Annotated in this window: 25 protein-coding genes and 3 pseudogenes; 25 read left to right on the forward strand and 3 right to left on the reverse strand. The window is 59.8% G+C overall.

The features are described 5' to 3' along the window. Window positions 1-118 precede the first annotated feature (118 nt). From AC0ZWN_RS24850 to AC0ZWN_RS24950, 21 genes are all read left to right on the forward strand, one after another. Window positions 119-1312 (forward strand): sensor histidine kinase, encoded by a 1194-nt coding sequence (locus AC0ZWN_RS24850; RefSeq protein WP_175559666.1) that lies wholly within the window; start codon window positions 119-121, stop codon window positions 1310-1312. A gap of 5 nt (window positions 1313-1317) precedes the next feature. Further along, a complete protein-coding gene (locus AC0ZWN_RS24855) occupies window positions 1318-2709 on the forward strand; it encodes a sigma-54-dependent transcriptional regulator (RefSeq protein ID WP_476336984.1) in 1392 nt (463 codons plus the stop codon). Between the two features lie 128 nt (window positions 2710-2837). Next, window positions 2838-3167 carry a flagellar hook-basal body complex protein FliE gene (gene fliE, locus AC0ZWN_RS24860; protein ID WP_007920044.1) on the forward strand — a complete coding sequence of 110 codons (330 nt, stop codon included), beginning with the start codon at window positions 2838-2840 and terminating at the stop codon, window positions 3165-3167. A gap of 15 nt (window positions 3168-3182) precedes the next feature. Further along, window positions 3183-4970, forward strand: coding sequence for a flagellar basal-body MS-ring/collar protein FliF (gene fliF / locus AC0ZWN_RS24865; protein WP_095050177.1), 1788 nt, complete (start codon window positions 3183-3185; stop codon window positions 4968-4970). Next, complete coding sequence (fliG, locus tag AC0ZWN_RS24870) at window positions 4963-5982, forward strand: flagellar motor switch protein FliG (protein WP_016771079.1); 1020 nt, start codon at window positions 4963-4965, stop codon at window positions 5980-5982. The genes fliF and fliG overlap by 8 nt, the downstream gene beginning before the upstream one ends. A 4-nt stretch (window positions 5983-5986) precedes the next feature. Beyond that, the gene (gene fliH, locus AC0ZWN_RS24875) at window positions 5987-6793 is read left to right on the forward strand and encodes a flagellar assembly protein FliH (protein ID WP_476336987.1); all 807 of its coding nucleotides are present in this window, start codon (window positions 5987-5989) and stop codon (window positions 6791-6793) included. Continuing rightward, window positions 6783-8141, forward strand: coding sequence for a flagellar protein export ATPase FliI (fliI, locus tag AC0ZWN_RS24880; protein WP_093439720.1), 1359 nt, complete (start codon window positions 6783-6785; stop codon window positions 8139-8141). Before fliH ends, fliI begins: the two co-directional genes overlap by 11 nt. Window positions 8142-8147: 6 nt before the next feature. Further along, a complete protein-coding gene (gene fliJ / locus AC0ZWN_RS24885) occupies window positions 8148-8597 on the forward strand; it encodes a flagellar export protein FliJ (protein WP_093439724.1) in 450 nt (149 codons plus the stop codon). Between the two features lie 158 nt (window positions 8598-8755). Continuing rightward, window positions 8756-9061: an STAS domain-containing protein gene (locus tag AC0ZWN_RS24890; RefSeq protein WP_095050179.1), complete on the forward strand. Its 306-nt coding sequence runs from the start codon at window positions 8756-8758 to the stop codon at window positions 9059-9061. Between the two features lie 5 nt (window positions 9062-9066). After that, a complete protein-coding gene (locus AC0ZWN_RS24895; RefSeq protein ID WP_476336990.1) occupies window positions 9067-10770 on the forward strand; it encodes an ATP-binding SpoIIE family protein phosphatase in 1704 nt (567 codons plus the stop codon). 31 nt (window positions 10771-10801) lie between these two features. Then, a complete protein-coding gene (locus AC0ZWN_RS24900; protein WP_093439737.1) occupies window positions 10802-11149 on the forward strand; it encodes an Hpt domain-containing protein in 348 nt (115 codons plus the stop codon). A 104-nt stretch (window positions 11150-11253) separates the two neighbouring features. Beyond that, window positions 11254-12624 (forward strand): flagellar hook-length control protein FliK, encoded by a 1371-nt coding sequence (locus AC0ZWN_RS24905; RefSeq protein WP_476336993.1) that lies wholly within the window; start codon window positions 11254-11256, stop codon window positions 12622-12624. 621 nt (window positions 12625-13245) lie between these two features. Then, the gene (gene fliL / locus AC0ZWN_RS24910; protein ID WP_007920033.1) at window positions 13246-13749 is read left to right on the forward strand and encodes a flagellar basal body-associated protein FliL; all 504 of its coding nucleotides are present in this window, start codon (window positions 13246-13248) and stop codon (window positions 13747-13749) included. 9 nt (window positions 13750-13758) lie between these two features. Then, entirely contained in the window at window positions 13759-14727 is a 969-nt protein-coding gene (gene fliM, locus AC0ZWN_RS24915; RefSeq protein WP_003222890.1) for a flagellar motor switch protein FliM, read from the forward strand. Window positions 14728-14782: 55 nt separating this feature from the next. Next, complete coding sequence (fliN, locus tag AC0ZWN_RS24920; RefSeq protein ID WP_008077656.1) at window positions 14783-15232, forward strand: flagellar motor switch protein FliN; 450 nt, start codon at window positions 14783-14785, stop codon at window positions 15230-15232. Beyond that, complete coding sequence (gene fliO / locus AC0ZWN_RS24925; RefSeq protein WP_093439747.1) at window positions 15233-15685, forward strand: flagellar biosynthetic protein FliO; 453 nt, start codon at window positions 15233-15235, stop codon at window positions 15683-15685. Beyond that, the gene (gene fliP, locus AC0ZWN_RS24930; RefSeq protein ID WP_095050183.1) at window positions 15685-16443 is read left to right on the forward strand and encodes a flagellar type III secretion system pore protein FliP; all 759 of its coding nucleotides are present in this window, start codon (window positions 15685-15687) and stop codon (window positions 16441-16443) included. The genes fliO and fliP overlap by 1 nt, the downstream gene beginning before the upstream one ends. After that, a complete protein-coding gene (fliQ, locus tag AC0ZWN_RS24935; RefSeq protein WP_038363854.1) occupies window positions 16440-16709 on the forward strand; it encodes a flagellar biosynthesis protein FliQ in 270 nt (89 codons plus the stop codon). Before fliP ends, fliQ begins: the two co-directional genes overlap by 4 nt. A 3-nt stretch (window positions 16710-16712) precedes the next feature. Next, window positions 16713-17498 carry a flagellar biosynthetic protein FliR gene (gene fliR / locus AC0ZWN_RS24940; protein WP_093439752.1) on the forward strand — a complete coding sequence of 262 codons (786 nt, stop codon included), beginning with the start codon at window positions 16713-16715 and terminating at the stop codon, window positions 17496-17498. A 3-nt stretch (window positions 17499-17501) separates the two neighbouring features. Further along, window positions 17502-18641, forward strand: coding sequence for a flagellar biosynthesis protein FlhB (flhB, locus tag AC0ZWN_RS24945; RefSeq protein WP_093439755.1), 1140 nt, complete (start codon window positions 17502-17504; stop codon window positions 18639-18641). Window positions 18642-18780: 139 nt separating this feature from the next. Further along, on the forward strand, window positions 18781-19017 hold the full coding sequence (locus AC0ZWN_RS24950; protein WP_476336998.1) for a hypothetical protein: 237 nt from the start codon (window positions 18781-18783) through the stop codon (window positions 19015-19017). A 200-nt stretch (window positions 19018-19217) separates the two neighbouring features. Here the strand turns inward: AC0ZWN_RS24950 and AC0ZWN_RS24955 are convergent. Further along, window positions 19218-19576, reverse strand: a pseudogene (locus AC0ZWN_RS24955) (DUF6124 family protein). 543 nt (window positions 19577-20119) lie between these two features. Here AC0ZWN_RS24955 and AC0ZWN_RS24960 point away from each other — a divergent pair. Then, window positions 20120-20203: pseudogene (locus AC0ZWN_RS24960) on the forward strand (hypothetical protein); the annotation flags it as partial. A 34-nt stretch (window positions 20204-20237) separates the two neighbouring features. On the opposite strand, the gene AC0ZWN_RS24965 reads toward AC0ZWN_RS24960, so the two are convergent. Further along, complete coding sequence (locus AC0ZWN_RS24965) at window positions 20238-21350, reverse strand: hypothetical protein (protein ID WP_175559664.1); 1113 nt, start codon at window positions 21348-21350, stop codon at window positions 20238-20240. Window positions 21351-21614: 264 nt separating this feature from the next. Here AC0ZWN_RS24965 and AC0ZWN_RS24970 point away from each other — a divergent pair, with 264 nt between their 5' ends. Further along, window positions 21615-22283, forward strand: a complete 669-nt coding sequence (locus AC0ZWN_RS24970) for a hypothetical protein (protein ID WP_476337000.1) — start codon at window positions 21615-21617, stop codon at window positions 22281-22283. Between the two features lie 228 nt (window positions 22284-22511). Here AC0ZWN_RS24970 and AC0ZWN_RS24975 read toward each other — a convergent pair. Next, a pseudogene (locus AC0ZWN_RS24975) lies at window positions 22512-22871 on the reverse strand (DUF6124 family protein). Window positions 22872-23460: 589 nt separating this feature from the next. On the opposite strand from AC0ZWN_RS24975, the gene flhA reads away from it, so the two are divergent. Continuing rightward, the gene (gene flhA / locus AC0ZWN_RS24980; RefSeq protein ID WP_093439768.1) at window positions 23461-25590 is read left to right on the forward strand and encodes a flagellar biosynthesis protein FlhA; all 2130 of its coding nucleotides are present in this window, start codon (window positions 23461-23463) and stop codon (window positions 25588-25590) included. Window positions 25591-25601: 11 nt separating this feature from the next. After that, window positions 25602-26942 carry a flagellar biosynthesis protein FlhF gene (gene flhF / locus AC0ZWN_RS24985; RefSeq protein ID WP_476337002.1) on the forward strand — a complete coding sequence of 447 codons (1341 nt, stop codon included), beginning with the start codon at window positions 25602-25604 and terminating at the stop codon, window positions 26940-26942. Window positions 26943-26991 lie beyond the last annotated feature (49 nt).

A 26991-nucleotide genomic window follows, 5' to 3' on the forward strand; every position in this document is an offset into this window, starting at 1 on the left:
TTTTCAACTGCTTCATTTATAAGCAGTTTTTTTTAGGCACGGGTATTGCTACAGCCCTCGCAACGTTCCGTTTAACTGACGGTCAGCCAAGCGAGAAAGCACAATGCCCCACGCCCAGATGTCTACTGCCTCCAGTCCCGAGGGGCAGCCGTCCTCCGTAGAGCAGGCAAGCCGACAGGGCCTGGAGCAGGCATTCGAGCTGTTCAGCCAGATGTCCAGCCAACTGACGGACTCCTACAGCATGCTTGAGGCACGGGTAACCGAGCTCAAGGGTGAGCTCGCAGTCGTCAGTGCCCAGCGCATGCAGGAGCTGGCGGAAAAAGAACGCTTGGCCAACCGCCTGCAAAACCTCCTTGATCTGTTGCCCGGTGGCGTCATCGTCATCGACGGTCACGGCATGGTGCGCGAATCTAATCCTGCCGCTATCGAACTGCTCGGCTTGCCGCTCGAGGGCGAGCTGTGGCGCCATGTGATTGCGCGTTGCTTTGCCCCGCGTGAAGACGACGGTCATGAAGTTTCCTTGAAAAATGGTCGACGCCTGTCGATCGCCACCCGTTCGCTGGATGCCGAGCCGGGGCAGCTGGTGCTGCTCAATGACCTGACAGAAACCCGTCATCTGCAAGATCAACTGGCACGCCACGAGCGCTTGTCCTCACTGGGGCGCATGGTCGCCTCGCTGGCCCATCAGATCCGCACTCCGCTATCCGCTGCTTTGCTCTATGCCAGTCATTTGACTGAGCAGCAATTGCCGGTCGCTACCCAGCAGCGTTTCGCCGGGCGCCTGAAAGAGCGCCTGCACGAGCTGGAGCACCAGGTGCGCGACATGCTGGTGTTCGCTCGCGGCGAGTTGCCGCTGACCGATCGCCTGACCCCGAATACCTTAATGCAGGCACTGCAAGCGGCGGCGCTGACGCACGTCCAGGATCTGCCCATCCGCTGGCAGTGCGACAGTCATGCCGGCGAGCTGCTGTGCAACCGCGACACGCTGGTCGGAGCGCTGCTGAACCTGATCGAAAACGCCATTCAGGCCAGTGTCGGCGACGTCCGCCTGAAAGTGCATTGCTACACCCGTGACAACAACCTGCATCTGAGTATCAGCGACAGTGGCAGCGGCATCGAGCCTGCGGTTCTGGCGCGGCTCGGCGAGCCATTTTTTACCACCAAAGTCACCGGCACCGGCCTCGGCCTGACCGTGGTCAAGGCTGTGGCCCGTGCGCATCAGGGAGAATTGCTGCTGCGTTCGCGGGTTGGGCGCGGCACGTGCGCGCAGGTGATCCTGCCGCTGTTTTCCGCTGTACACGGAGCTGAGTAAAAGACATGGGCATCAAGGTTTTGCTGGTCGAGGATGACCGCTCATTGCGCGAGGCGCTGGCCGATACGTTGTTGCTGGCCGGGCACGATTACCACGCGGTCGGCTGCGCTGAAGACGCGCTGACGGCGGTGGCGCGTGAGGCGTTCAATCTGGTGGTCAGCGACGTCAACATGCCGGGCATGGACGGTCACCAGTTGCTCTCGCTGTTGCGGGCCCGCCAACCGCAATTGCCGGTGTTGCTGATGACGGCGCACGGCGCGGTCGAGCGTGCGGTCGATGCGATGCGCCAGGGCGCGGCCGACTATCTGGTCAAGCCGTTTGAACCCAAGGCCTTGCTGGATCTGGTGGCGCGGCATGCGCTAGGCAGTATTGGCACGAGCGACGGCGACGGTCCGGTGGCCGTCGAGCCGGCCAGTGCGCAGTTGCTGGAGCTGGCAGCGCGGGTGGCGCGCAGCGATTCGACAGTGCTGATCTCCGGCGAATCCGGCACCGGTAAAGAAGTGTTGGCGCGCTACATTCACCAGCAATCCCATCGCGCCAGCCAGCCGTTCATTGCGATCAACTGTGCGGCGATCCCGGACAACATGCTCGAAGCCACGTTGTTCGGCCACGAGAAGGGTTCGTTCACCGGCGCCATTGCCGCACAAGCCGGCAAGTTCGAGCAGGCAGACGGTGGCACGCTGTTGCTCGACGAAATCTCCGAAATGCCCCTCGGCCTGCAAGCCAAACTGCTGCGCGTGTTGCAGGAGCGCGAGGTCGAGCGCGTCGGGGCACGTAAACCGATTGCCCTGGATATTCGCGTGGTTGCTACCACCAACCGCGATCTGGCGGGCGAAGTGGCGGCGGGGCGTTTCCGTGAGGATCTTTTTTACCGTTTGTCGGTTTTCCCCTTGGCCTGGCGTCCACTTCGCGAGCGCACTGCCGATATCCTGCCGCTGGCCGAAAGGTTGCTGGCCAAACACGTCAATAAAATGAAGCACGCGGCGGCGAAACTCTCGCCTGACGCGCAAGCTTGCCTGACCGCTTACCCGTGGCCGGGCAATGTGCGTGAGCTGGATAACGCCATTCAGCGTGCGCTGATCTTGCAGCAGGGCGGTTTGATTCAGCCGCAGGATTTCTGTCTGGCCGGTCCCGTGACGTACACCGCGATGCCCGTCGCCGCGCCGACCTCAGCGCTGCTTCGCGAGGTGGAAATCGAAGCGGATTCCGCCGGTGCACTGGGCGATGACCTGCGGCGCCGGGAGTTTCAGATGATCATCGACACCCTGCGCGCCGAGCGCGGCCGACGAAAGGAAGCGGCGGAAAAGCTCGGTATCAGCCCGCGCACCCTGCGCTACAAGCTGGCGCAAATGCGCGATGCCGGGATGGACGTCGAAGGTTATCTGTTCGCCACCTGACGTCTGGCGCAACGATTTGAAAACGCTTTTCTGAAAGGGGTGCCCATGAGCTGGCACCCTTGTTGCTAATACCTGTGTACCCGCCGAGTGAGTGTCAAAAAATTGCGGGCCGCCCAAGAGAGTAGACCATGAGCCAAGGTATTGAATTTAATCGGTTGATGACAGACATGAAGGCCATGAAGCTGGATGCCATGTCTGCGCCGAAATCGACGACCGCTGTCCCTGAGTTGGGAGGCAGCAGCTTTTCCGACATGCTCGGTCAGGCGATCAACAAGGTCAGCGATACCCAGACCGCGTCGACTCAGTTGGCCAACGCCTTTGAAGTGGGCAAGAGCGGCGTCGATCTGACGGACGTGATGATCGCTTCGCAAAAAGCCAGCGTGTCGTTCCAGGCTCTGACCCAGGTGCGCAACAAGCTGGTTCAGGCTTATCAAGACATCATGCAGATGCCGGTTTAAGGACGAGATTGAGTCATGGCAGAAGCAGTCGCCGATAACGTTCCGGCCAAGGCCACCCCGATAGACGGCAAACCGCCGCTGTTCGGCCTGTCCTTCCTGGAAAACCTCTCCGAGATGACCATGCTGCGTCAGGTGGGCCTGTTGGTCGGCCTGGCTGCGAGCGTGGCGATTGGCTTTGCCGTGGTGCTGTGGTCGCAGCAGCCGGATTACCGTCCGTTGTACGGCAGCCTTGCCGGCATGGACGCCAAGCAGGTCATGGACACCCTGGCCTCTGCTGACATTCCTTACACCGTCGAACCGAACTCCGGCGCCTTGCTGGTCAAGGCCGATGACCTGTCCCGTGCGCGGATGAAACTCGCCGCTGCTGGTGTCACTCCCAGCGACGGCAACATCGGTTTTGAAATCCTCGACAAGGAACAGGGGCTGGGCACCAGCCAGTTCATGGAAGCGACGCGCTACCGTCGTGGCCTCGAAGGTGAACTGGCGCGGACCATCTCCAGCCTGAACAACGTCAAGGGCGCCCGCGTGCACCTGGCGATTCCGAAGAGTTCGGTGTTCGTGCGAGATGAACGCAAGCCAAGTGCTTCGGTTTTGGTCGAGTTGTATTCCGGTCGTTCGCTGGAGCCGGGTCAGGTGGTGGCGATCATCAACCTGGTGGCCACCTCCGTTCCTGAATTGAGCAAGTCGCAGATCACCGTCGTCGACCAGAAGGGCAACCTGCTCTCTGATCAGGCGGAGAACTCCGAAATGACCATGGCCGGCAAGCAGTTCGATTACAGCCGCCGCATGGAAAGCATGCTCACCCAGCGCGTGCACAACATTCTGCAGCCGGTATTGGGCAATGATCGCTACAAGGCTGAGGTCTCGGCCGACATCGATTTCAATGCCGTCGAGTCGACTGCCGAGCAGTTCAACCCGGATCAACCGGCGTTGCGCAGCGAGCAGTCGGTCAACGAACAACGCACCGCCAGCAATGGCCCGCAAGGTGTGCCAGGTGCCCTGAGCAACCAGCCGCCGTCGCCAGCCTCGGCGCCGCAAACCACCGGTGGCGCCGCAGCGCCGGCCGCTATGGTACAGCCAGGCCAGCCGTTGGTTGATGCCAACGGTCAGCAGATCATGGACCCGGCCACCGGCCAGCCGATGCTCGCGCCATACCCGGCAGACAAGCGTCAACAATCGACCAAGAACTTCGAGCTCGACCGTTCCATCAGCCACACCAAACAGCAGCAGGGTCGCCTGAATCGTCTGTCGGTGTCGGTGGTGGTCGACGATCAGGTCAAGGTCAACGCGGCCAACGGCGAAACCACACGCGCGCCGTGGAGCGCCGACGAATTGGCGCGTTTCACCCGTCTGGTCCAGGACGCCGTCGGTTTCGACGCCAGCCGTGGCGACAGCGTCAGCGTGATCAACATGCCGTTCTCCGCCGAGCGCGGCGAAGTGATTGCCGATATTCCGTTCTACTCCCAGCCATGGTTCTGGGACATCGTCAAACAAGTGCTGGGTGTGTTGTTCATCCTGGTGCTGGTGTTTGGTGTGCTGCGTCCGGTGCTCAACAACATCACCGGCGGCGGCAAAGGCAAGGAGCTGGCCGGTCTTGGCAGCGACGTGGAACTCGGTGGGATGGGCGGCCTGGACGGCGACCTGGCCAACGACCGCGTAAGCCTCGGTGGTCCGCAGAGCATTCTGTTGCCGAGCCCAAGTGAGGGTTATGACGCGCAACTGAATGCAATCAAGAGTCTGGTGGCCGAGGATCCGGGTCGCGTGGCTCAGGTCGTGAAAGAGTGGATTAACGCAGATGAGTGATAACCGAGCCGCTACCGTCAAACTGACCAAGGTCGACAAAGCCGCGATTCTGCTGCTGTCCCTGGGTTCGACCGACGCCGCACAAGTGCTGCGCCACATGGGCCCGAAAGAGGTTCAGCGTGTCGGCGTGGCCATGGCCCAGATGGGCAACGTCCATCGCGAGCAGGTCGAGCAGGTCATGAGCGAGTTCGTCGATATCGTCGGCGACCAGACCAGCCTCGGCGTCGGTTCCGACGACTACGTGCGCAAAATGCTCACCCAGGCCCTGGGTGAAGACAAGGCCAACGGCCTGATCGACCGCATCCTGCTCGGTGGCAACACCAGTGGCCTCGACAGCCTGAAATGGATGGAGCCGCGCGCCGTTGCCGACGTGATCCGTTACGAACACCCGCAGATTCAGGCGATCGTGGTGGCGTACCTCGACCCGGATCAGGCCGGTGAAGTGCTGGGCAACTTCGACCACAAGGTGCGTCTGGACATCATCCTGCGCGTCTCGTCATTGAACACCGTACAGCCAGCAGCACTGAAAGAGCTCAACCAGATTCTCGAGAAGCAGTTCTCCGGCAACTCGAATGCCTCGCGCACCACCTTGGGTGGCATCAAGCGTGCGGCAGACATCATGAACTTCCTCGACAGCTCGATCGAAGGCCAGCTCATGGATTCGATCCGCGAAGTCGACGAAGACCTGTCCGGTCAGATCGAAGACCTCATGTTCGTGTTCAACAACCTCGCCGATGTCGACGACCGTGGCATTCAGGCGTTGCTGCGCGAAGTGTCCTCGGACGTGCTGGTGCTGGCCCTCAAGGGTTCGGACGAAGGCGTCAAAGAGAAGATTTTCAAGAACATGTCCAAACGTGCTGCCGAACTGTTGCGCGACGACCTCGAGGCCAAAGGCCCGGTGCGCGTCAGCGATGTCGAAACCGCGCAGAAAGAAATCCTCACCATTGCCCGTCGTATGGCCGAAGCCGGCGAGATCGTACTCGGTGGCAAAGGTGGCGAGGAAATGATCTAAGCCCATGGACAAGCACGACGACGATGTGACGGATCTGATCCGTGCCCGCGATGTCCGTGGTTTCGAATCCTGGGCCATGCCCAGCTTCGATCCGCCGAAACCGGAACCCGAGCCAGAGCCGGAACCCGAACCGCCGGAAATGGAAGAGGTGCCGCTGGAAGAAGTCCAGCCACTGACCCTGGAAGAACTCGAAAGCATCCGTCAGGAGGCTTACAACGAGGGCTTCGGCATCGGCGAGAAAGAAGGCTTTCACAGCGCCACGCTCAAGGTTCGTCAGGAAGCTGAAGTGGCGTTAGCGGCGAAGCTGGCCAGCCTTGAGCAACTGATGGCGAACCTGTTCGAGCCGATCGCCGAGCAAGACACCCAGATTGAGAAATCACTGGTCGACCTCGTGCAGCACATCACCAAACAGGTGATCAAGCGTGAGCTGGCCATCGATTCCAGCCAGATCGAACACGTCATGCGCGATGCGCTCAAGCTGTTGCCGCTGGGCGTCGACAATGTGCGCCTGTACGTCAATCCGCAGGACTTCGAGCAGGCCAAGGCTTTGCGCGAACGTCATGAGGAAACCTGGCGCATTGTCGAAGACGAAGCGCTGTTGCCGGGTGGCTGCCGGGTTGAAACCGAGCACAGCCGCATCGATGCCAGCATCGAAACCCGTGTCGCTCAGGTCATGGCTAAACTGTTCGATCAGTTGCACGAGCAGGCGTTGCACCCGGCCGAGGCGGATCTGACTCTGGACATTCCCGAAGACGTAAAACCGGCGGCCTCGCCTGAAGAGCCGCTCGCGGACGAACCCGATGCGCCTTGAACGCACCAGTTTCGCCAAGCGCCTGAGCACTTACGCTGAGGCCACCGAGATTGCCGGCGCGCCGATTCTTGAAGGTCGCCTGCTGCGCATGGTCGGCCTCACTCTCGAAGCCGAAGGCCTGCGCGCCGCCATGGGCACGCGTTGCCTGGTAATCAATGACGACAGCTATCACCCGTCCCAGGTCGAAGCGGAGGTCATGGGCTTTTCCGGCAGCAAAGTCTTCCTGATGCCGGTCGGCAGCGTCGCTGGTATTGCCCCGGGCGCCCGTGTGGTGCCACTGGCTGATACCGGTCGCTTGCCGATGGGCATGAGCATGCTCGGGCGCGTGCTCGACGGCGCCGGTCGTGCGCTGGACGGCAAGGGCGGGATGAAGGCCGAAGACTGGGTGCCAATGGACGGCCCGACGATCAACCCGCTCAACCGTGACCCGATCAGCGTACCGCTGGACGTTGGTATCCGTTGCATCAACGGTTTGCTGACGGTCGGTCGCGGCCAGCGTTTGGGGCTGTTCGCCGGTACCGGTGTCGGTAAATCGGTGTTGCTGGGCATGATGACCCGCTTCACCGAGGCCGACATTATCGTCGTTGGCCTGATCGGTGAGCGGGGTCGAGAAGTTAAGGAATTCATCGAGCACATCCTCGGTGAAGAAGGTCTCAAGCGTTCCGTGGTCGTCGCATCCCCTGCGGACGATGCGCCGCTGATGCGCCTGCGCGCCGCCATGTATTGCACGCGAATTGCCGAGTATTTCCGCGACAAGGGCAAGAACGTCCTGCTGCTGATGGATTCGCTGACCCGTTTCGCCCAGGCGCAGCGGGAAATCGCCTTGGCCATCGGCGAACCGCCGGCAACCAAGGGGTATCCGCCGTCGGTGTTCGCCAAATTGCCGAAACTGGTTGAGCGTGCCGGTAATGCGGAGAAGGGCGGTGGTTCGATTACCGCGTTCTATACGGTGTTGTCCGAAGGCGATGACCAGCAGGATCCGATTGCCGACTCGGCTCGAGGCGTACTTGATGGTCATATCGTGCTGTCCCGGCGTCTGGCCGAGGAAGGGCACTATCCGGCCATCGACATCGAAGCGTCGATCAGCCGGGTAATGCCTGCGGTGGTTTCGCCGGAACACATGCAGCGCGCGCAGTACTTCAAACAGTTGTGGTCGCGTTATCAGCAGAGCCGCGATCTGATCAGTGTCGGCGCCTACGTTGCCGGCGGCGACCGCGAGACCGATCTGGCGATTTCCCTGCAACCGCAGTTGGTGCGCTACCAGCGTCAGGGCCTCAACGACAAAATCAACATGGGTGAAAGCCAGGCCTATCTCGAGACCTTGTTCGCCCCTGCGGCGGGCGGGTAACCGGCCATGGCCGTCAGCCGCGCTGCGCGCCTGGCTCCGGTGGTGGACATGGCCGAACAGGCCGAGAAAACCGCCGTGCAACGGCTGGGCTATTTTCAGGGACAGGTCAAAGTCGCAGAAAGCAAACTCGCCGACCTCAATGCCTTTCGTCTGGATTACTCGCAGCAATGGATCGTGCGCGGCAGCACTGGCGTGAGCGGGCAATGGCTGCTCGGTTTTCAGGGCTTTCTGGCGCAACTCGACACCGCCGTCGACCAGCAGCGCCAGAGTCTGGTCTGGCACCAGAACAAACTCGACAAGGCGCGTGAGGAATGGCAACAGGCGTTCGCCAAGGTCGAAGGTTTGCGCAAACTGGTGCAGCGTTATCGCGAAGAGGCGCAACGTCTCGAAGACAAGCGCGAGCAGAAGTTGCTCGATGAATTGTCACAGCGTTTGCCGCGACAGAATCCGTTTTAAAGCAAGATCAAAAGATCGCAGCCTTCGGCAGCTACTACAGAGGATCAGTGTAGGAGCTGCCGAAGGCTGCGATCTTTTGATCTGTCTTCTAACCTTGCCGCAACCCTGTGCAAGTGCTAAACCTTGTACAGGTTCGTCAATGACAAGGAAGCCAGTCAATGTCAGTCGTTACAGAAGTCTCTCCGGATGGTCACAAACTGACGATCTCGGTCAGGGGGCGGTTCGATTTCGGGCGCCATCAGGAGTTTCGCGAGTCCTATGAGCGACTCCAAAAGAAACCTGAGTCCATCGTGGTCGATCTGAAAGAGGCCACCTACCTCGACAGTTCCGCACTGGGCATGCTGCTCCTGCTGCGGGATCACGCCGGTGGCGATAATTCGGACGTGCGAGTCGTCAACAGCAACTCCGATGTGCGCAAGATCCTCGCCATCTCCAATTTCGACAAACTCTTCGACATCAGTTGACGGCCATGCAGGCGCAAGAGCCGCTGACCCTGTTGATCGCCGAAGACAGCGCCGCCGATCGCCTGTTGCTGTCGACCATCGTCCGTCGTCAGGGCCATAACGTCTTGACGGCGGCCAACGGTGCCGAAGCGGTCGATCTGTTTCGCCGGCAGCAACCCGATCTGGTCTTGATGGACGCGATGATGCCGGTCATGGACGGCTTCGAAGCCGCGCGGCAGATCAAGGCGCTGGCGGGCGAGACGCTGGTGCCGATCATCTTCCTCACGTCGCTGACCGAAAGCGAAGCGCTGGCCCGTTGTCTGGAGACCGGTGGCGACGACTTTCTGGCGAAGCCTTACAACCAGGTGATCCTCGCCGCCAAAATCAAGGCGATGGATCGCTTGCGCCGCTTGCAGGCAACCGTGCTGCAGCAGCGCGACCTGATCGCCAAACACCATGATTACCTGCTCAACGAACAACGTGTGGCCAAAGCCGTTTTCGACAAAGTGGCGCATTCCGGTTGCCTGAGTGCGCCGAACATCCGCTACCTGCAATCGCCCTATGCCTTGTTCAACGGTGACCTGCTGCTGGCGGCCTACACGCCGGCAGGTGACATGCATGTGCTGTTAGGCGATTTCACTGGCCATGGCCTGCCGGCAGCCGTCGGGGCGATGCCCCTGGCCGAGGTGTTCTATGGCATGACCGCCAAGGGCTACGGCCTGGCGGAAACCCTGCGCGAGATGAACGCCAAGCTCAAACGCATCCTGCCGGTGGACATGTTCTGCTGCGCCACGTTGCTGTGCCTGAGTTTTCAGCGGCGTTCGGTCGAAGTGTGGAACGGCGGCATGCCTGACGGCTATCTGCATCGGATCGCCAGTGGTGAGCGTGTGCCGCTGGCCGCGCGGCACTTGCCGTTGGGGGTGCTCAGTGCACAGGCGTTCGATGATCGTACGGAAGTGCATCCGATGGCTGTCGGTGATCGGGTGTTTCTGTTGTCCGACGGGGTGATCGACACCAGTGACGCCAGTGATCAACTGTTCGGCGTAGAGCGTTTGCAGCAGGTGTTCGCCGCCAACCGCGAGCCGGATCGCTTGTTCGAGGATATCGAGCAGGCGCTGCGGGATTTTCGCGGCGAGGCGCGCGACGATGTCAGCATGGTCGAGGTCAGCCTGCTGGAGCCGGCGCAGGTCAAACCGTCGGCGCCGGTGTATTCCGACAGCGGCCAGTCGTGTCCGCTCGACTGGTCGGTGAGCTTCGAGTTTCGTGGCGCCACGCTCAAGCGCTTCAATCCGTTGCCGTACCTGTTGCAGTTGCTGCTTGAGGTGCATGGGTTGCGGGCGCAGAGTGGTGCTTTGTACAGCGTGCTGGCCGAGTTGTATTCCAATGCACTGGAACATGGCGTGCTGGGTCTGGACTCCAGCCTCAAGCGCGATGCGGCGGGTTTTGCTCGCTATTATCAGCAGCGCAACGATCGGCTGGAGGCGCTGCAGGATGGCTTTGTCCGTGTGCATCTGCAGGTGCAGCCACAAGGCGAGGGCGGCCGGCTGGTGATTCGCGTTGAGGACAGCGGCAAGGGTTTTGATGTGGCGCGAGTCATGGAAAGGCCGCTGGACGGTATCCGTTTGTCGGGGCGCGGCGTCAGTCTGGTCCGGCAATTGGGGCATAACGCCAGTTGGTCGGACGAAGGTCGTAGTGCCCGCGTGGAGTTTTCCTGGGAGGTTGAGGCATAATTCGCGCAATTCTTGATCAAGGAGTGAACAAGTGACTGACACACATATTGATCGCGAGGCGCTGAGCGTACTGCGCGATGTGATGGAGGATGGTTATCCAGAGCTGCTGGATACCTTTCTGACGGATTCCGAAAGTCGCTTGGTTGATCTGCGAAAAGCGGTGGATGCCAAGGCCTTGTCGGAAGTTGCCCACAGCTTCAAGGGCAGCGCCAGCAACATGGGGGCTGTCCGTTTGGCGGCGCTCTGCCAGGAGCTGGAGTCGGAAGCCAAAAATAAGAGCCCGGCGGAAATAGTCAAACTGGTCGCTCAGATCAGTGGCGAATTTGCTGAAGTTCGCCCGGTTTATGAAAGCGAAAAACATCCTGCTCACACGCACTGATCCCGCCGTCCGGCGCTTTTTACGAACGCCGGGCAAAACTGGCCCGGCACTTGCAGTTATCTCTGCAACTGTACCTACGATCCCAGTGCAGCGGAGACCGTTTCATGCCTGCGACCCCCAACATCCTTCTTCAGAATGCCGCTCAGGCCAAGGCGCAAGCTGCCTCGGCCAAATCGTCGGCTATGGCCGTAGACACCGGGGATAAAGCCTCAAGCTTCGCTAAAGTGTTCGCCGATCAGGGGTCGAGCAAGCCTGTCGCCACCGCTGACAATTCGCCAAAGTCGGCGCGCGACAAGGTCGCTGACAACAGCGGCAAAAAGGACATCGGCAAAGATCAGTCTGCCGCTGCACAGCCGGCGGTTGCCGATAGCGGCAACGACTTGCCTGCCGACAAAACCGCAGCGACCGATGACAGCAGCGCCAGCAGCGACGACAACACAGACACCGCCCAGACGCCAGTGGTAGACGCGGCGCCGGTTGATCCGACGCTTGATCCGGCATTGGCAACCGCTGTGCAGCCGGTAGTCACGGCGCCAGTTGTGCAGACTCCGGCGGTCGTCGCGAGTGCCCAGCCTGAAGCCGAAACACCTGCGCTTGCCGCTCTGCCGGGGACGGTCAAAGATCCGGCACCGGCCACCGACAGCGATTTCGACCCTTCGGCCGACCCGCTCGACTCGATGCCGGCCGTGCGCATGGCGATGGAGCAGGGCGGGCACATTTCCGCCGCCAGCCAGGCGCAACCGAAAGCGTCGCCGGCTCAGGCTCAGGCCGACGGTGAATTGACTTCCGCGCAAACCTTCGCCGCCGGCATGGCCAGTATGCTCGACGTGCAAGCCGACAAGGACAGCACCAGCCAGGGTGGTGACAAAGCGTTCAGCGGCTTGATCGACGAGGGCCTCAAAGATCTCAAGACTGCGACCAGCGATACCCGCGTCGATGACTTCGCCAACCGTCTGGCGGCACTGACGCAGGCGGCCACGCCGAAGACAGCGAACGCGGTACCGGTGAATCAGCCGATCGCCATGCACCAGAGCGGCTGGACTGAAGAAGTGGTCAATCGCGTCATGTATCTGTCGAGTGCCAATCTGAAGGCGGCGGACATTCAGCTGCAGCCGGCTGAACTGGGGCGATTGGATATTCGCGTCAACATGGTTCCGGACCAGCAGACCCAAGTGACCTTTATGAGCGCGCATCCAAGCGTGCGAGAAGCGCTGGACGGCCAGATGCATCGCCTGCGCGAAATGTTCAACCAGCAGGGCATGGGTCAGGTCGACGTCAATGTCTCCGACCAGAACCGTGGCTGGCAGGGGCAACAAGGTCAGGAACAGGCGCAGCAGGGCCAGAGTGGTCGCACCAGCGCGGCCGGCGGTCGCCTCGATTCGGCGGATGACGAATTGGCGCCTGCAACCATTGCTGAAGCCGCCGCTCAAACCACCAGCGTGATTGGCAGCAGCGCGGTCGACTATTACGCCTGATCAAAATCAAGAGCCCCTCATCGGAACGCCGCCCGCCTAGCCCTCTCCCGGAGGGAGAGGGGACTGACTGATTGGGGGATGCTCTTGAAGTACGCCGACCTGATACTTCTGCTGTGAATCTCTAATCGACTCGGTCTTTCAGGTCGATGTTTGGCGTCTGACATCTCGGTCGGCCCCCTGAAAACCCTCACCCTAGCCCTCTCCCAGAGGGAGAGGGGACTGATTGGGGGATGCTTGCGAAGTACGCCGACCGGATATTCCTGTTGTGAATCCATAATCGACTTGGTCTTTCAGGTCGGTGTTTGACGTCTTACACCTCGGTCGGCCCCCTGAAAACCCTCACCCTAGCCCTCTCCCGGTGGGATAGGGGACTGATTGGGGGGATGCTTGCGAAGTGCGCCGACCGGATACTGCTGCTGTGAATCCATAATCGACTCGGTCTTGCAGGTCGATGTTTAACGCAAGACGCCTCGGTCGGCCCCCTCTCCCTCCGGGAGAGGGCTGGGGTGAGGGTGCCTTTGACTTTAGCGTTGTCTGCGCTACGGCCGACACTTCTGGCATAACACTTGCTCTTGCCTTGCCGTGCGACTGTGAAAACCCGATTAGTGACGGATTATTGGCATGGCGAAGAGCGAAACAGCAGCAGTGAAAGACCCCGCAACCAAAGGCAAACTCAAGCTGATCATTGTGATCGTGCTGGCGTTGCTGCTGGCCATTGGCGCGTCCGTGGGGGCGACCTGGTTCTTCATGCACAGCGCTCAGAGCAAGCCTGCCGAAGCCGCTGATGCAGCGCCTGTCGGCAAGCAGCCGGCGATTTTCGAGCCGATGGCGCCGGCCTTTGTCGCCAACTACAACCAGAACGGCCGTCAGCGCTACATGCAGGTGAGCATCACCATGCTGGCGCGTAATCAGGCCGATCTGGAAGCGCTCAAAGTGCACATGCCGGTGATCCGCAACAACCTGGTGATGCTCTTCTCCGGTCAGGATTTCGCCACCTTGGCGACCCCGGTCGGCCAGGAGATGTTGCGCCAGAAGGCCACCGCCAGCGTCCAGGAAGTGGCGCAGAAAGAGCTGGGCAAAGTTGTGATCGAACAGTTGCTTTTCACTAATTTCGTACTGCAGTAGGAACACGACATGGCCGTGCAGGATCTGCTGTCCCAGGATGAAATCGACGCGCTGTTGCATGGCGTCGACGATGGTCTGGTACAGACCGATAACGCTGCCGAACCCGGCAGTGTCAAAAGCTACGACCTGACCAGTCAGGACCGCATCGTCCGTGGACGCATGCCGACTCTGGAAATGATCAACGAGCGTTTTGCCCGCTATACCCGCATCAGCATGTTCAACATGCTGCGCCGCTCGGCGGACGTTGCCGTCGGTGGCGTGCAGGTGATGAAGTTCGGCGAATACGTGCATTCGTTGTACGTACCGACCAGCCTCAACCTGGTCAAGATCAAACCATTACGCGGCACCGCGCTGTTCATTCTTGACGCCAAACTGGTGTTCAAACTGGTGGACAACTTCTTCGGCGGCGACGGCCGTCACGCCAAGATCGAAGGGCGTGAATTCACCCCGACCGAACTGCGTGTGGTGCGCATGGTGCTGGAGCAGGCTTTCGTCGATTTGAAAGAAGCCTGGCAGGCGATCATGGAAGTCAATTTCGAGTACATCAACTCGGAAGTGAACCCGGCCATGGCCAACATCGTCGGCCCGAGCGAAGCGATCGTGGTCTCCACGTTCCACATCGAACTCGATGGCGGCGGCGGCGACCTGCACGTGACCATGCCGTACTCGATGATCGAGCCGGTGCGCGAAATGCTCGACGCCGGTTTCCAGTCCGACCTCGACGATCAGGACGAGCGCTGGGTCAACGCGCTGCGTCAGGACGTCCTCGATGTCGACGTACCCATCGGCGCCACCGTGGCGCGCCGCCAGTTGAAACTGCGCGACATCCTGCACATGCAGCCGGGTGACGTGATCCCGGTCGAAATGCCGGAAGACATGATCATGCGCGCCAACGGCGTGCCGGCCTTCAAGGTCAAGATGGGCTCGCACAAAGGCAACCTCGCGTTGCAAGTGATCGAGCCGATCGAGCGTCGCTGAAACGGCGCTCCTACCCCAAGCATTTAACTGAATTTTTGCCCGCCGAGGACAAATGATGAACGACGATATGAACGCCCAGGACGACCAGGCACTGGCTGACGAATGGGCTGCGGCCCTGGAAGAAACCGGTGATGGTCAAGCTGACATCGACGCGCTGCTGGCGGCTGACGCATCCAGCGGCTCGCGCCTGCCGATGGAAGAGTTCGGCAGCGTGCCGAAGAACAACGACCCGGTGACCCTCGATGGCCCGAACCTGGACGTGATTCTCGACATCCCGGTGTCGATCTCGATGGAAGTCGGCAGCACCGACATCAACATTCGCAACCTGCTGCAACTCAACCAGGGTTCGGTAATCGAGCTTGATCGTCTGGCCGGTGAGCCGCTCGACGTGCTGGTTAACGGCACGCTGATTGCGCACGGTGAAGTAGTTGTGGTCAACGAGAAGTTCGGCATCCGCCTGACTGACGTGATCAGCCCAAGCGAACGCATCAAGAAGCTGCGCTGAGTGAAACGGTTTCTCTGGGCTTTGCTGGCATTGCCATTGAGCGTGCTGGCCGCCGAGCCTTCAACGGCGACCACAGTGCCAGCCGCCACCGCGCCGATGGTCAACAGCGGCGTGGCCGGGCAACTGACGCAACTGGTGTTCGGCCTGTTGCTGGTGCTGGGGTTGATCTTCTTCCTCGCCTGGCTGTTGCGCCGGGTGCAGCAGGCAGGTCCGGCAGGCAAGGGCCAGGTGATCGAGCTGATCGGTTCGCGCGCGCTCGGCCCGCGTGACCGTTTGCTGCTGGTGCAGGTCGGCAACGAGCAGATTCTGCTCGGCCTCAGCCCCGGCACCATCACCGCGCTGCATGTGCTCAAAGAGCCGGTCGAGGTGCCGAATACCAGCGAGAAAGCGACCCCGGAATTTGCCCAGCATCTGCTGAAGATTCTCGGCAAGGATCAGAAGGATAAGAAGTAATGGGTGCGTTACGCATCGTCTTGACGCTGGCCCTGTTGCTGGCCGCGCCGCTGGCATTCGCCGCCGATCCGTTGTCGATCCCGGCGATCACGCTAGGCACCAACGCCGATGGCGCGCAGGAGTATTCGGTCAGTCTGCAGATCCTGCTGATCATGACTGCCCTGAGCTTCATTCCAGCGGCCGTGATTCTGATGACCAGTTTCACCCGGATCATCATTGTCTTCTCGATCCTGCGTCAGGCCCTCGGTCTGCAACAGACGCCGTCGAACCAAATCCTCACCGGCATGGCGCTGTTCCTCACCATGTTCATCATGGCCCCGGTGTTCGACCGGGTGAACAAGGACGCGCTGCAACCGTATCTGGCGGAAACCCTTACCGCCCAGCAAGCGGTCGAAAAGGCCCAGGTGCCGATCAAGGACTTCATGCTCGCCCAGACCCGCACCAGCGATCTGGAGCTGTTCATGCGCTTGTCCAAGCGCACCGACATTGCCACGCCGGATCAGGCGCCGCTGACCATTCTGGTGCCGGCGTTCGTCACCTCCGAGCTTAAAACCGCGTTCCAGATCGGCTTCATGATCTTCATTCCGTTCCTGATCATCGACCTCGTCGTGGCCAGTGTGCTGATGGCGATGGGTATGATGATGCTGTCGCCGCTGATCATCTCGCTGCCGTTCAAAATCATGCTGTTCGTGCTGGTTGATGGCTGGGCGCTGATCATCGGCACCCTGGCCAGCAGTTTTGGAGGTGTCTCGCCATGACGCCGGAAGTTGCGGTCGATATCTTTCGTGAAGCCCTTTGGCTGACCACATTGATGGTCGCGATTCTGGTAGTGCCGAGCCTGTTGGTCGGCTTGCTGGTGGCGATGTTCCAGGCCGCTACGCAGATCAACGAACAGACCCTGAGCTTCCTCCCGCGTCTGCTGGTGATGCTGGTGACGTTGATCATCGGTGGTCCGTGGATCGTGCAGACGTTCATGGAATACATCATCCAGTTGTACAAAAACATCCCGATGGTCATCGGCTAAGCCATGCAATCGCTGCTTCAGCTGACCGACACCCAGATCAGTACCTGGGTGGCCTCGTTCATGTTGCCGCTGTTTCGCGTCGCCTCGATGCTGATGGTCATGCCGGTGTTCGGCACGACGTTGGTGTCGCGCCGGGTGCGCCTGTATTTCGCCGTGGCCATCACCGTGTGTATTGCGCCGAGCCTGCCGCCGATGCCGGCGGTCAGCCCGCTGGATCTCAGTGGCTTGCTGCTGATAGCCGAGCAGATTCTGGTCGGTGCGGTGCTGGGGTTTTCCCTGCAACTGTTTTTCCAGGCCTTTGCCGTCGCGGGGCAAATTGTCGCGATTCAGATGGGCATGGGCTTCGCCTCGATGGTCGACCCGGCCAACGGTGTCTCGGTGGCGGTGATCGGGCAGTTCTTCACCATGCTGGTGACTTTGCTGTTCCTGTCGATGAACGGCCATCTGGTGGTCTTCGAAGTCCTCACCGAAAGCTTCACCACGCTACCGGTCGGCAGCGGTCTGATGACCGCGCATTACTGGGAACTGGCCGGCAAACTCGGCTGGGTGCTGGGCGCCGCATTGTTGCTGGTGTTGCCGGCGGTGACGGCGTTGCTGGTGGTCAACATCGCGTTTGGCGTGATGACCCGCGCGGCGCCACAACTGAACATTTTCTCCATCGGTTTTCCGCTGACCCTGGTGCTCGGTCTGTTTATCGTCTGGGTCGGTCTGGCGGACATTCTCAATCAGTACCAGCCGCTGGCCACCGAGGCCTTGCAGTTGTTACGCGAACTGGCACGGGCGCGCTGAGTCATGGCAGAGAGCGAAAGCGGTCAGGACAAAACAGAAGACCCCACGGAGAAACGTAAAAAGGACTCCCGTGAAAAGGGTGAAATTGCCCGTTCCAAAGAACTCAACACCTTGGCCGTGACCATGGCCGGTGCCGGTGCGCTGCTGGTGTTTGGCGGCATGCTGGCCGAGGACCTGATGGAGCTGATGCGCCTGAACTTCACGCTGTCGCGCGAAGTGATCATGGATCAGGGTTCCATGGGCGCGTTTCTGTTGCAGTCGGGCCAGATGGCGCTGCTGGCGATCCAGCCGATCATGATCACTCTGTTGCTCGCCGCGTTGATCGGGCCGATTTCCCTCGGTGGCTGGCTGTTCGCAGCGGGCTCCATGGCGCCCAAGTTCAGCCGGATGAACCCGGCGGCAGGCCTGAAGCGGATGTTCTCGTTCAAGGCTGTGGTCGAACTGCTCAAGGCCCTGGCCAAGTTCCTCATCACTTTGGGCGTGGCATTGGCGGTGTTGTCGGCGGACGTCGATGACTTTTTGCGGATCGCCCACGAGCCACTTGAAATGGCGATCATCCACAGCGTCACGCTGGTTGGCTGGAGTACATTGTGGCTGGCCTGCGGCCTGATCATCATCGCCGCCGTCGACGTGCCGGTGCAGCTCTGGGAAGCGCACAAGAAACTGCTGATGACCAAGCAGGAAGTGCGCGACGAGCACAAGGATCAAGAGGGGCGCCCGGAGGTCAAACAGCGCATCCGCCAGACCCAGCGCGAGATGTCCCAGCGCCGGATGATGGCGGCCATTCCCGATGCCGACGTGGTCATCACCAACCCGACCCACTACGCCGTCGCGCTCAAGTACGACTCGGAGAAGGGCGGGGCACCCGTGCTGCTGGCCAAGGGCAGCGACTTCCTCGCCCTGAAGATCCGTGAAATCGCCGTCGCCAACAACGTCATGCTCCTCGAATCGCCGGGGCTGGCGCGTTCGATCTACTACTCCACCGAACTCGAGCAGGAAATTCCTGGTGGTCTGTATCTCGCGGTCGCGCAGGTCCTGGCCTACGTCTACCAGATCCGCCAGTACCGTGCCGGCAAGGGCAAGCGCCCGGATCCGCTCAAGGACGACTTGCCGATTCCGCCGGATCTGCGTCGCGATTCCTGATGTTGCTGTGCAGCCATTGGTCTGAGATCCCTCTTTACTGTCAACTCTGACAGGTGCGCTCGTCGTGATTTTGCAGTTTGATGCAAGGTGCAGCCGCGCACTGACGCGGTCAGGCAGGTGAGTGCAAGGGAGCAAGGCAATGAAAGGTATTTTCAGCAGCTATGACGAAAAAACCGGAAGAGGCACCATCACGCCGAAGCCCTCGGGGCGATGTATTTCCTTTGCCGAAGCCACGGGTTTTTTTCTGACCGCCAAAGAATACCGATTCAGCATTCCATTGGCCGATGCCCTGCAGGCGAACGTTAAAGTCGGCGGCGAGGTCGAGTTCGAATTGCCCAAAAGCAAAAATGGAAAAGTGAAAATCCTTCGGTATTGAGCAACTGTTTGCAAAACTGCTGAAACGAAAAAACCGCCGTCCCCGATTCAACGGAGCAGCGGTTTTTTTATGCCTGTGATCGTTCCCACGCTCTGCGTGGGAATGCAGCCCGGGACGCTCCGCGTCCCTTCCGAAGCCAAACGCGGAGCGTCCGTTGATGCGTTCCTGCTGCTGCGTGTGGGAACGATCATCGCGTGTCGCTACTGCGGCAACTCCAGATTATCCATCACCCGATTCACCGCCAGCTCGCCGAGCATGATCAGTTGCGCAATCCCCAGCAGCGTCCTGCGTTGCGACGCGGGTATGAGGTGGGCGAAGTCCTGGGCGATGGTTCTAGCTGAGGCGAGTGTTTCGCTGGCATCGGCGAGCAGTTCCTCGTTTTTGAAGTCCGCAGTGACCGCGTACATCCGACGGGTTTTGCGCGGTGGTGGCGTGGAGCCGGGTGGGCAGAGGTAGTGATCGAGCGCGCGTTCGGCGGCGTCGTTGAGTTTTTTGAATCGAGGGATTCGTAGGGGGAGGTGGAGTCGGATTCGGGTGGGTTGGGTGTTGGTTTGATCATGGTGAAGCTCCTTTGAGGTGGAGCCGCTACAACCTGTCGCTAAACAGGAGGGGTGGAGGCTGTACGCAGGTTAGCGAACCGGTCACAGGCACCCGGCAGACCCGAAGGTCTCCCGCATACAGCCACCATGACGAAATCGCGAAAATACAGATCCGCAACGAAGCCTGGAACGCCGATGCACCTTTGACTTGAATTCGAGTCGCTAAACCCGATCGCTGATTCGTCAGCGACCGGACCACAATAGAACCCGACCCCAAAGCGCACAAGCCGGCGGACTCTGGCTTGGCTGTAGGCAAAGGCGCAAGGATTTGTAGCCTCGAAGGCGTGTCTGGAGGTGTCTTTTAAACACCTGAGTTTAAAAGGCAATTTTCACTGACTTCACTGGCCCCTTCGCGAGCAAGCTCGCTCCCACATTTGGAATGCGTTTCCCTGTGGGAGCGAGCCTGCTCGCGAAAGGGCCATCCGGCTCAGCAGAAAAAGCCTCGATCAAGCCCCGCTGTTTAAATCACTGGTTAGATAAAACCGTCCTCTTTTCTTACTTGCCAGTTCTGCGCCGGCAAGGGCAAGCGTCCGGATCCGCTCAAGGACGACCTGCCGATTCCGCCGGATCTGCGCCGCGATTCTTGACTGCCCAGTGTCAGGATCAGGCCTCCGGCAGTATTCAAACCCAGAATTGAAAGTGGTCCAGGTAAGACCAGTCCCTTGAGACGATTTGAATTGAAGTGATTTTCCTGCCGGAGGGTGCAGGAAAATCAACCCACTTATGGCCGTTGGAAGCGTCTGCAGGAAGGTTTCTCGATCCCACATTTCCAGAGTTGTCGGAAAAGCTGATTTCCGCAGCTCTGAGTTGATAGGTGTATGCGAATCTGACTCGAGAGTAGGCTGATTTGAGACTAAGCGTGATCAGTTGTTGCCCTGTCGGAAGCTCATTGCCGGCGTTTGTCACGATAGCTGGGCCGGTGAGCATCCCTGCTATGGGACCACCGTAAGTTTGAATGCCGGTTGTACCCGCTCCGGAAGTGAGTGTGATGGTCATGCTCGGGATACTGATGCTCTGGCCAACGGTAATGCTGCTGTGGGGTTGGCCATCAAAATTCTCAAAGAGTATCGGCTCAGGAACCGCCTCGCCTACCCGCACCCTCAACACCTTCGAAAACATCAACCGCTCACCACTTCCCGATTTGTACACGGTGTAATTGATCAGGGCATCGGCGCCGCGATTGTTTGTTCGCCAGTCAGAAGGAAGTGTAAAGACTGGCGTGACACCTGCCTGAACGGGTCGCGTATCACTTTCCCATAGCGTGTTGGCGGTAGCGCGCAAACGTACCGTATAGCCAGTCGTCATGCCTGCGTAGTTGACGCTAACAGTTTCCTGATCACTCGACAGGGTCGGTGCCAGGAGATCGAATGACTGAGGGAGAATGTGCAGCAGCAAATAGCGCGAAGGAATCAAGGTCGTGCCCGGGGCCGTACGTACCGTGTAAAAGACCTTCACCGTATGGCCAATGCTATCGATCACCTCCAGGCGCGGAATGCGGATGTCGATGGTGCCAGGGGTTCCCACGGTGATCACCTCCGAGTGGTAGGTGTGCCGAGGGTTTTCCCAAGTGATGCGAACCGTATGGCCGCGGGCCATGCCGGTGTAGTGCGGAACTTGAGCGGTGACGTGTTGGGCGAAATAGACATGATCGAAGTCAAGTTGATCCCCTGCGGAGCCGTGTGCCTCAAGTACTTTTGGCGCCACTGGATCGGTGACTGCTGAAATTGAGTTCATGGGGTGTCTCCTGCGTTCGAGTGATTGCCTGGAAAGGCTCCATTTGATGCAGGAAGTAAGAATTCTCGCCACTGTCAGATCTGACAGGTGATCGAGTATTTCCGATGAGCGGTGGCTTTGCAGATCTTCTCTTTTGGTTCGCTACATCGTCGAGAGACCGTTGGTCTGGAAGTGCCATCCACCTGTCAACTCTTACAGTAGACGGACGGCTGTCCATGACATCGATATAGGGGCGCAAGTTTACCGAATCAGGAGAGCATGATCATGGCAGAGCGCATTTACCGAAAACTCGAGGGCATGGGCCTGGAATATGTGTCAGGGCGACTGGAACAGAACCCGAAAGAGCGGGCCATCTGCTACACCGTCACTTTCGACATGGATCTGGATTTCACCCATTTCAAACAGATGGCCAATGCTTATATCCCGGATTATCTCGACAACCCGATCAACGCGATCAGGCCTGAACTGGACGGCCTGGCTAACCACTATTCCTACAACTACCTGTTCAGTGCGGCGGGAAACATCCGCGATAATCAGGCGCTGTTCGAACTCTTCACCTCGCCTAGTTATTACAACGATCAATGGGCGACCGGCCCTCATCGGCAGGTGCGTTATGGCAAACCGGAGTTTGTGCAGGTCGGGCGAAAACTCCGCGTGACTGCACGCAGAGACTTCAGATCGCTGGATGACACGGGTCAGATCGAAATCGGAGATTTGCCGGCCATCCAGTTTCATTGGGCGCTCAATCTGCTGCAAACCGATCTGATGATCCCTGGAGTCATTGCGCCAGTGACCAAGGTCGTGCTGATGTACATGGATGAGGACTTCGTTGAGGTCGAAGGTGAGCAGATTTTGCGGGGTACGCGCTACGTCAACGGCAAGCAACTGAGCTTCGGCGATATTGCACCCAAGCAGATTTTGACTGCGCAGTAACCGGCATTAAAAAACGCCGTCCCGACTGCGCGGTGCGGCGTTTTTTATGGCTGAAACATGCGTTGGTTGTAAGGTCGCCTTCGCGAGCAATCACAACGTCTCATTGATCGTTCCCACGCTCTGCGTGGGAATGCAGCCCGGGACGCTCCGCGTCCCTTCCAGAGCCGAACGCGGAGCGTCCGTTGAGGCATTCCCACGCAGGAGCGTGGGAACGATCATCGCGTGTCGCTACTGCGGCAACTCCAGATTATCCATCACCCGATTCACCGCCAGCTCGCCGAGCATGATCAGTTGCGCGATCCCCAACAGCGTCCTGCGTTGCGACGCGGGGATGAGGTGGGCGAAGTCATGGGCGATGGTTCTGGCTGAGGCGAGGGTTTCACTGGCATCGGCCAGCAGTTCCTCGTTTTTGAAGTCTGCGGTAACGGCGTACATCCGGCGGTTTTTACGCGGTGGTGGCGTGGAGCCGGGTGGGCAGAGGTAGTGATCGAGCGCGCGTTAGGCGGCGTCGTTGAGTTTTTTTGAATCGAGGGATTCGTAGGGGGAGGCGAGGTCTGTTTCGGGTGAGTTGGGTGTTGGTTTGGTCATTGTGAAGCTCCTAGAGTCATTGGAGCTGCCAACGTTCGCTGCGAGATGAATGAGGGTGGCAGCTATATGCAGGTCGCAGACCGGGACTCTAGAACCGGCAGACCCGAAGGTCTCCCACGTACAGCCGCCATAAAAAAGCGGGTGTTGTGCGTCCAGAGATCGACGGGCTGCGAGACCCGATCGCTGATTCGTCAGCGACCGGACCACAATAGAACCCGCCCCCAAGGCGCACAAGCCGGCGGATTCTGGCTTGGCTGTAGGCAATGGCGCAAGGATTTGTAGCCTGAAAGGCGTGTCTGGAGGTGTCTTTTAAACAGCTTCGTTTAAATGAAGAAATTTGCGCCGAACATGAAGGCCCCTTCGCGAGCAGGCTCGCTCCCACATTTGGATTGCATTTCAATCTGACATTTGGAATGCGGTTCCCTGTGGGAGCGAGCCTGCTCGCGAAAGGGCCGGCCCAATCAGCAAAAATTCCTTGATCAAACCCCTCTATTTCATTCCCCGGCAAAAGTTGGAAAGCTTCTTGCAGTACCCGCCGTGAGCCCGCTCTGGGCGTCAAAAGTTTGCTTTAAAGGAACGGGGAAAACCGGTGGATCGCTCTCAGTTATTCAACACTGCTCGCACAAACGTTGCCGACCTCAGTCGAGGCAATCTGGGCGTGCCGTTGCTGTTGCTGGTGATGCTGGCGATGATGATGTTGCCGGTGCCGCCGTTCCTGCTCGACGTGTTTTTCACCTTCAACATCGCGCTGTCGATCGTCGTCCTGCTGGTCTGCGTGTATGCGCTGCGGCCGCTGGATTTCGCCGTGTTCCCGACCATTCTGCTGGTGGCGACGTTGCTGCGGCTGGCGTTGAACGTGGCTTCGACGCGGGTGGTGATGCTCCACGGTCAGGACGGCCACGCCGCTGCCGGTAAGGTGATTCAGGCCTTCGGTGAGGTGGTGATCGGCGGTAACTACGTGGTCGGTATCGTGGTCTTCGCGATCCTGATGATCATCAACTTCGTCGTGGTGACCAAGGGTGCCGGGCGGATTTCCGAGGTGAGCGCGCGTTTCACCCTCGATGCGATGCCCGGCAAACAAATGGCGATCGACGCCGACCTCAACGCCGGTCTGATCGACCAGAACCAGGCCAAGATGCGCCGTCAGGAAGTCGCCCAAGAGGCCGAGTTCTACGGTTCGATGGACGGTGCCAGCAAATTCGTCCGTGGTGACGCCATTGCCGGCCTGCTGATTCTGTTCATCAACCTCATCGGCGGTATGGCCGTCGGTATCTTCCAGCACAACATGAGCTTCGGCGATGCCGGCAAGGTTTACGCCTTGCTGACCATCGGTGACGGTTTGGTGGCGCAATTGCCATCACTGTTGTTATCAACAGCGGCGGCGATCATGGTGACCCGTGCTTCCGGTTCGGAAGACATGGGCAAACAGATCAATCGCCAGATGTTCGCCTCGCCCAAAGCGCTGGCGGTGGCCGCCGGTCTGATGGCGGTCATGGGCCTGGTGCCGGGCATGCCGCACTTCTCGTTCCTGAGCATGGCTGCGCTGGCCGCTGGCGGCGCGTACCTGTTCTGGAAAAAGCAGAACGTCGCTAAAGTCGTGGCGTTGGAAGAGGTCAAGCGCCAGCAGGATTTGCTGCCGTCGCCGGCCCGCGCCATGGAAACCAAAGAGCTGGGCTGGGACGACGTGACGCCGATCGACATGATCGGCCTGGAAGTCGGCTATCGCCTGATTCCGCTGGTGGATCGTAACCAGGGTGGGCAATTGCTGGCGCGGATCAAGGGCGTGCGCAAGAAGCTCTCGCAGGATCTGGGCTTCCTCATGCCGACCGTGCACATCCGCGACAACCTCGACCTGGCGCCAAGCGCCTATCGCCTGACCCTGATGGGCGTGATTCTCGCCGAAGCCGAGATCTATCCGGATCGCGAACTGGCGATCAACCCGGGCCAGGTCTACGGCACGCTCAACGGTATCAACGCCAAAGATCCGGCTTTCGGCCTGGAAGCGGTGTGGATCGAAATCAGCCAGCGTGCCCAGGCACAATCGCTCGGTTACACCGTGGTCGACGCCAGCACCGTGGTCGCGACGCACTTGAACCAGATTCTGTACAAGCACTCCAGCGAGCTGATCGGCCACGAAGAAGTGCAGCAACTCATGCAATTGCTGGCCAAAAGCTCGCCGAAACTGGCAGAAGAGCTGGTGCCGGGTGTGGTCACGTTGTCGCAGTTGCTCAAAGTGTTGCAAGCGCTGCTCGCCGAACACGTGCCGGTGCGCGATATCCGCAGCATTGCCGAAGCCATCGCCAACAACGCCGCGAAGAGTCAAGATACCGCCGCGCTGGTGGCTGCTGTGCGGGTCGGCGTATCTCGCGCCATCGTCCAAAGCATTGTAGGCACTGAGTCGGAGCTGCCTGTGATCACCTTGGAACCAAGGTTGGAACAAATATTGCTCAATAGTCTGCAGAAGGCAGGACAAGGCTCGGAAGAGGGCGTTCTGCTGGAGCCAAGCATGGCCGAGAAGCTGCAGCGTTCGCTCATCGAAGCGGCGCAGCGTCAGGAAATGCAAGGTCAGCCGGTGATCCTTTTGGTCGCCGGCCCGATCCGCGCGATGCTCTCGCGCTTTGGCCGCCTCGCAGTCCCTGGGCTGCATGTGCTGGCCTACCAGGAAATACCGGACAACAAGCAAGTGACCATCGTTGCGACAGTAGGGCCCAACGGCTGAGGTAGTGGTTTATGCAAGTTAAGCGTTTCTTTGCCGCCGATATGCGTCAGGCCATGAAGCTGGTTCGTGATGAGCTGGGCGCTGATGCCGCCATCATTGGCAACCGCCGCATTGCCGGCGGTGTCGAGTTGACGGCGGCACTGGATTACAAATTGTCGGCGCTGGCGCCACGGGTTCCGAACATGGAGCTCGAGGACGAACTGCGCAAGACCCAGTCGCGCATTGTCACCGCTCAGGCCGAGTTGAGCCTGCGTGGCGAAGCCGATGGCAATAGCAATCGCCAGATTTTCGCCGGGCTGCCGTTGACCGCCGGCCTGCCGCTGACCGCCGCTGAACCGCTGACCGAGCCGACTTACGCCGCTCCGGCGCGTCCGGCCCCGACACCTGCGCAGTCCTCCGGTGGTATCGATCCGCGTGCACTGGATTCGATGCGCTTTGAATTGAACAGCCTGCGCGAGCTGATGGAAGTTCAGCTCGGCACCCTGGCCTGGAATCAGCTGCAAGGCAGCCGTCCGGCGCAAGCCAACCTGTATCGCCGTCTGCAACGTATCGGCCTGTCCGGCCCGTTGTCGCGCGATCTGCTGGCGATGATCACTGATATCGAAGAACCGCGTCAGGCCTGGCGCATGCTGCTCGCGCATCTGGCCCGGATGATTGCCGTACCGGAAGTCGAGCCACTGGAAGAGGGCGGTATCATTGCCATGGTCGGTCCTGCCGGCATGGGCAAGACCACTACACTCGCCAAGCTGGCCGCGCGTTATGTGCTGAAATACGGCGCGCAGAATGTCGCGCTGGTGAGCATGGACAGTTTCCGTATCGGCGCTCAGGAACAACTGAAGACGCTGGGCCGCATTCTCAATGTGCCAGTGACCCACGTCGATCCGGGCCAATCGCTGGTGCAAGCGCTGGATCCACTGCTGCGCAAACGCGTGGTATTGATCGATACTGCCGGCCTGCAAGCCAGCGATCCGGCCCTGCGCATGCAGCTGGAAAGTCTGGCCGGGCGTGGCATTCGTTCAAAAAATTATCTGGTCTTGGCAACCACCAGCCAGAAACAGGTTCTAACCGCCGCTTATCACAGTTACAAGCGTTGCGGGCTTGCCGGCTGCATCCTGACTAAACTGGATGAAACGGCCAGCCTTGGCGAAGTGTTGAGCCTGGCGATCAGTCATGAATTGCCGGTCGCGTACCTGACCGATGGCCCACGGATTCCGGATGATTTGCATCTGCCGCGCCGTCATCAACTGGTCAGCCGCGCCGTCAGCGTGCAAATGCAGGAAGAACCCAGCGAAGAAGCCATGGCTGACATGTTCGCTGATATCTATCACAGCCCGACCAAGCAGGTAGGCTGAGGTATTCATGAACAGTTTTTGTACCTACATCGATGGTCTGCCATGCATT

The sequence above is a fragment of the Pseudomonas sp. 3B-A001-10F genome, from assembly GCF_056313565.1.

Coding starts and splice junctions, on each gene's coding strand:
- fliN (WP_008077656.1), top strand. CDS start 14,783: ATGAACGACGATATGAACGCCCAGGACGACCAGGCACTGGCTGACGAA.
- AC0ZWN_RS24895 (WP_476336990.1), top strand. CDS start 9,067: ATGCAGGCGCAAGAGCCGCTGACCCTGTTGATCGCCGAAGACAGCGCC.
- fliL (WP_007920033.1), top strand. CDS start 13,246: ATGGCGAAGAGCGAAACAGCAGCAGTGAAAGACCCCGCAACCAAAGGC.
- AC0ZWN_RS24890 (WP_095050179.1), top strand. CDS start 8,756: ATGTCAGTCGTTACAGAAGTCTCTCCGGATGGTCACAAACTGACGATC.
- fliI (WP_093439720.1), top strand. CDS start 6,783: ATGCGCCTTGAACGCACCAGTTTCGCCAAGCGCCTGAGCACTTACGCT.
- flhB (WP_093439755.1), top strand. CDS start 17,502: ATGGCAGAGAGCGAAAGCGGTCAGGACAAAACAGAAGACCCCACGGAG.
- AC0ZWN_RS24965 (WP_175559664.1), bottom strand. CDS start 21,350: ATGAACTCAATTTCAGCAGTCACCGATCCAGTGGCGCCAAAAGTACTT.
- fliQ (WP_038363854.1), top strand. CDS start 16,440: ATGACGCCGGAAGTTGCGGTCGATATCTTTCGTGAAGCCCTTTGGCTG.
- AC0ZWN_RS24970 (WP_476337000.1), top strand. CDS start 21,615: ATGGCAGAGCGCATTTACCGAAAACTCGAGGGCATGGGCCTGGAATAT.
- fliG (WP_016771079.1), top strand. CDS start 4,963: ATGAGTGATAACCGAGCCGCTACCGTCAAACTGACCAAGGTCGACAAA.
- fliJ (WP_093439724.1), top strand. CDS start 8,148: ATGGCCGTCAGCCGCGCTGCGCGCCTGGCTCCGGTGGTGGACATGGCC.
- AC0ZWN_RS24855 (WP_476336984.1), top strand. CDS start 1,318: ATGGGCATCAAGGTTTTGCTGGTCGAGGATGACCGCTCATTGCGCGAG.
- AC0ZWN_RS24850 (WP_175559666.1), top strand. CDS start 119: ATGTCTACTGCCTCCAGTCCCGAGGGGCAGCCGTCCTCCGTAGAGCAG.
- fliP (WP_095050183.1), top strand. CDS start 15,685: ATGGGTGCGTTACGCATCGTCTTGACGCTGGCCCTGTTGCTGGCCGCG.
- fliE (WP_007920044.1), top strand. CDS start 2,838: ATGAGCCAAGGTATTGAATTTAATCGGTTGATGACAGACATGAAGGCC.
- flhF (WP_476337002.1), top strand. CDS start 25,602: ATGCAAGTTAAGCGTTTCTTTGCCGCCGATATGCGTCAGGCCATGAAG.
- fliF (WP_095050177.1), top strand. CDS start 3,183: ATGGCAGAAGCAGTCGCCGATAACGTTCCGGCCAAGGCCACCCCGATA.
- fliR (WP_093439752.1), top strand. CDS start 16,713: ATGCAATCGCTGCTTCAGCTGACCGACACCCAGATCAGTACCTGGGTG.
- AC0ZWN_RS24905 (WP_476336993.1), top strand. CDS start 11,254: ATGCCTGCGACCCCCAACATCCTTCTTCAGAATGCCGCTCAGGCCAAG.
- fliH (WP_476336987.1), top strand. CDS start 5,987: ATGGACAAGCACGACGACGATGTGACGGATCTGATCCGTGCCCGCGAT.
- AC0ZWN_RS24950 (WP_476336998.1), top strand. CDS start 18,781: ATGAAAGGTATTTTCAGCAGCTATGACGAAAAAACCGGAAGAGGCACC.
- fliM (WP_003222890.1), top strand. CDS start 13,759: ATGGCCGTGCAGGATCTGCTGTCCCAGGATGAAATCGACGCGCTGTTG.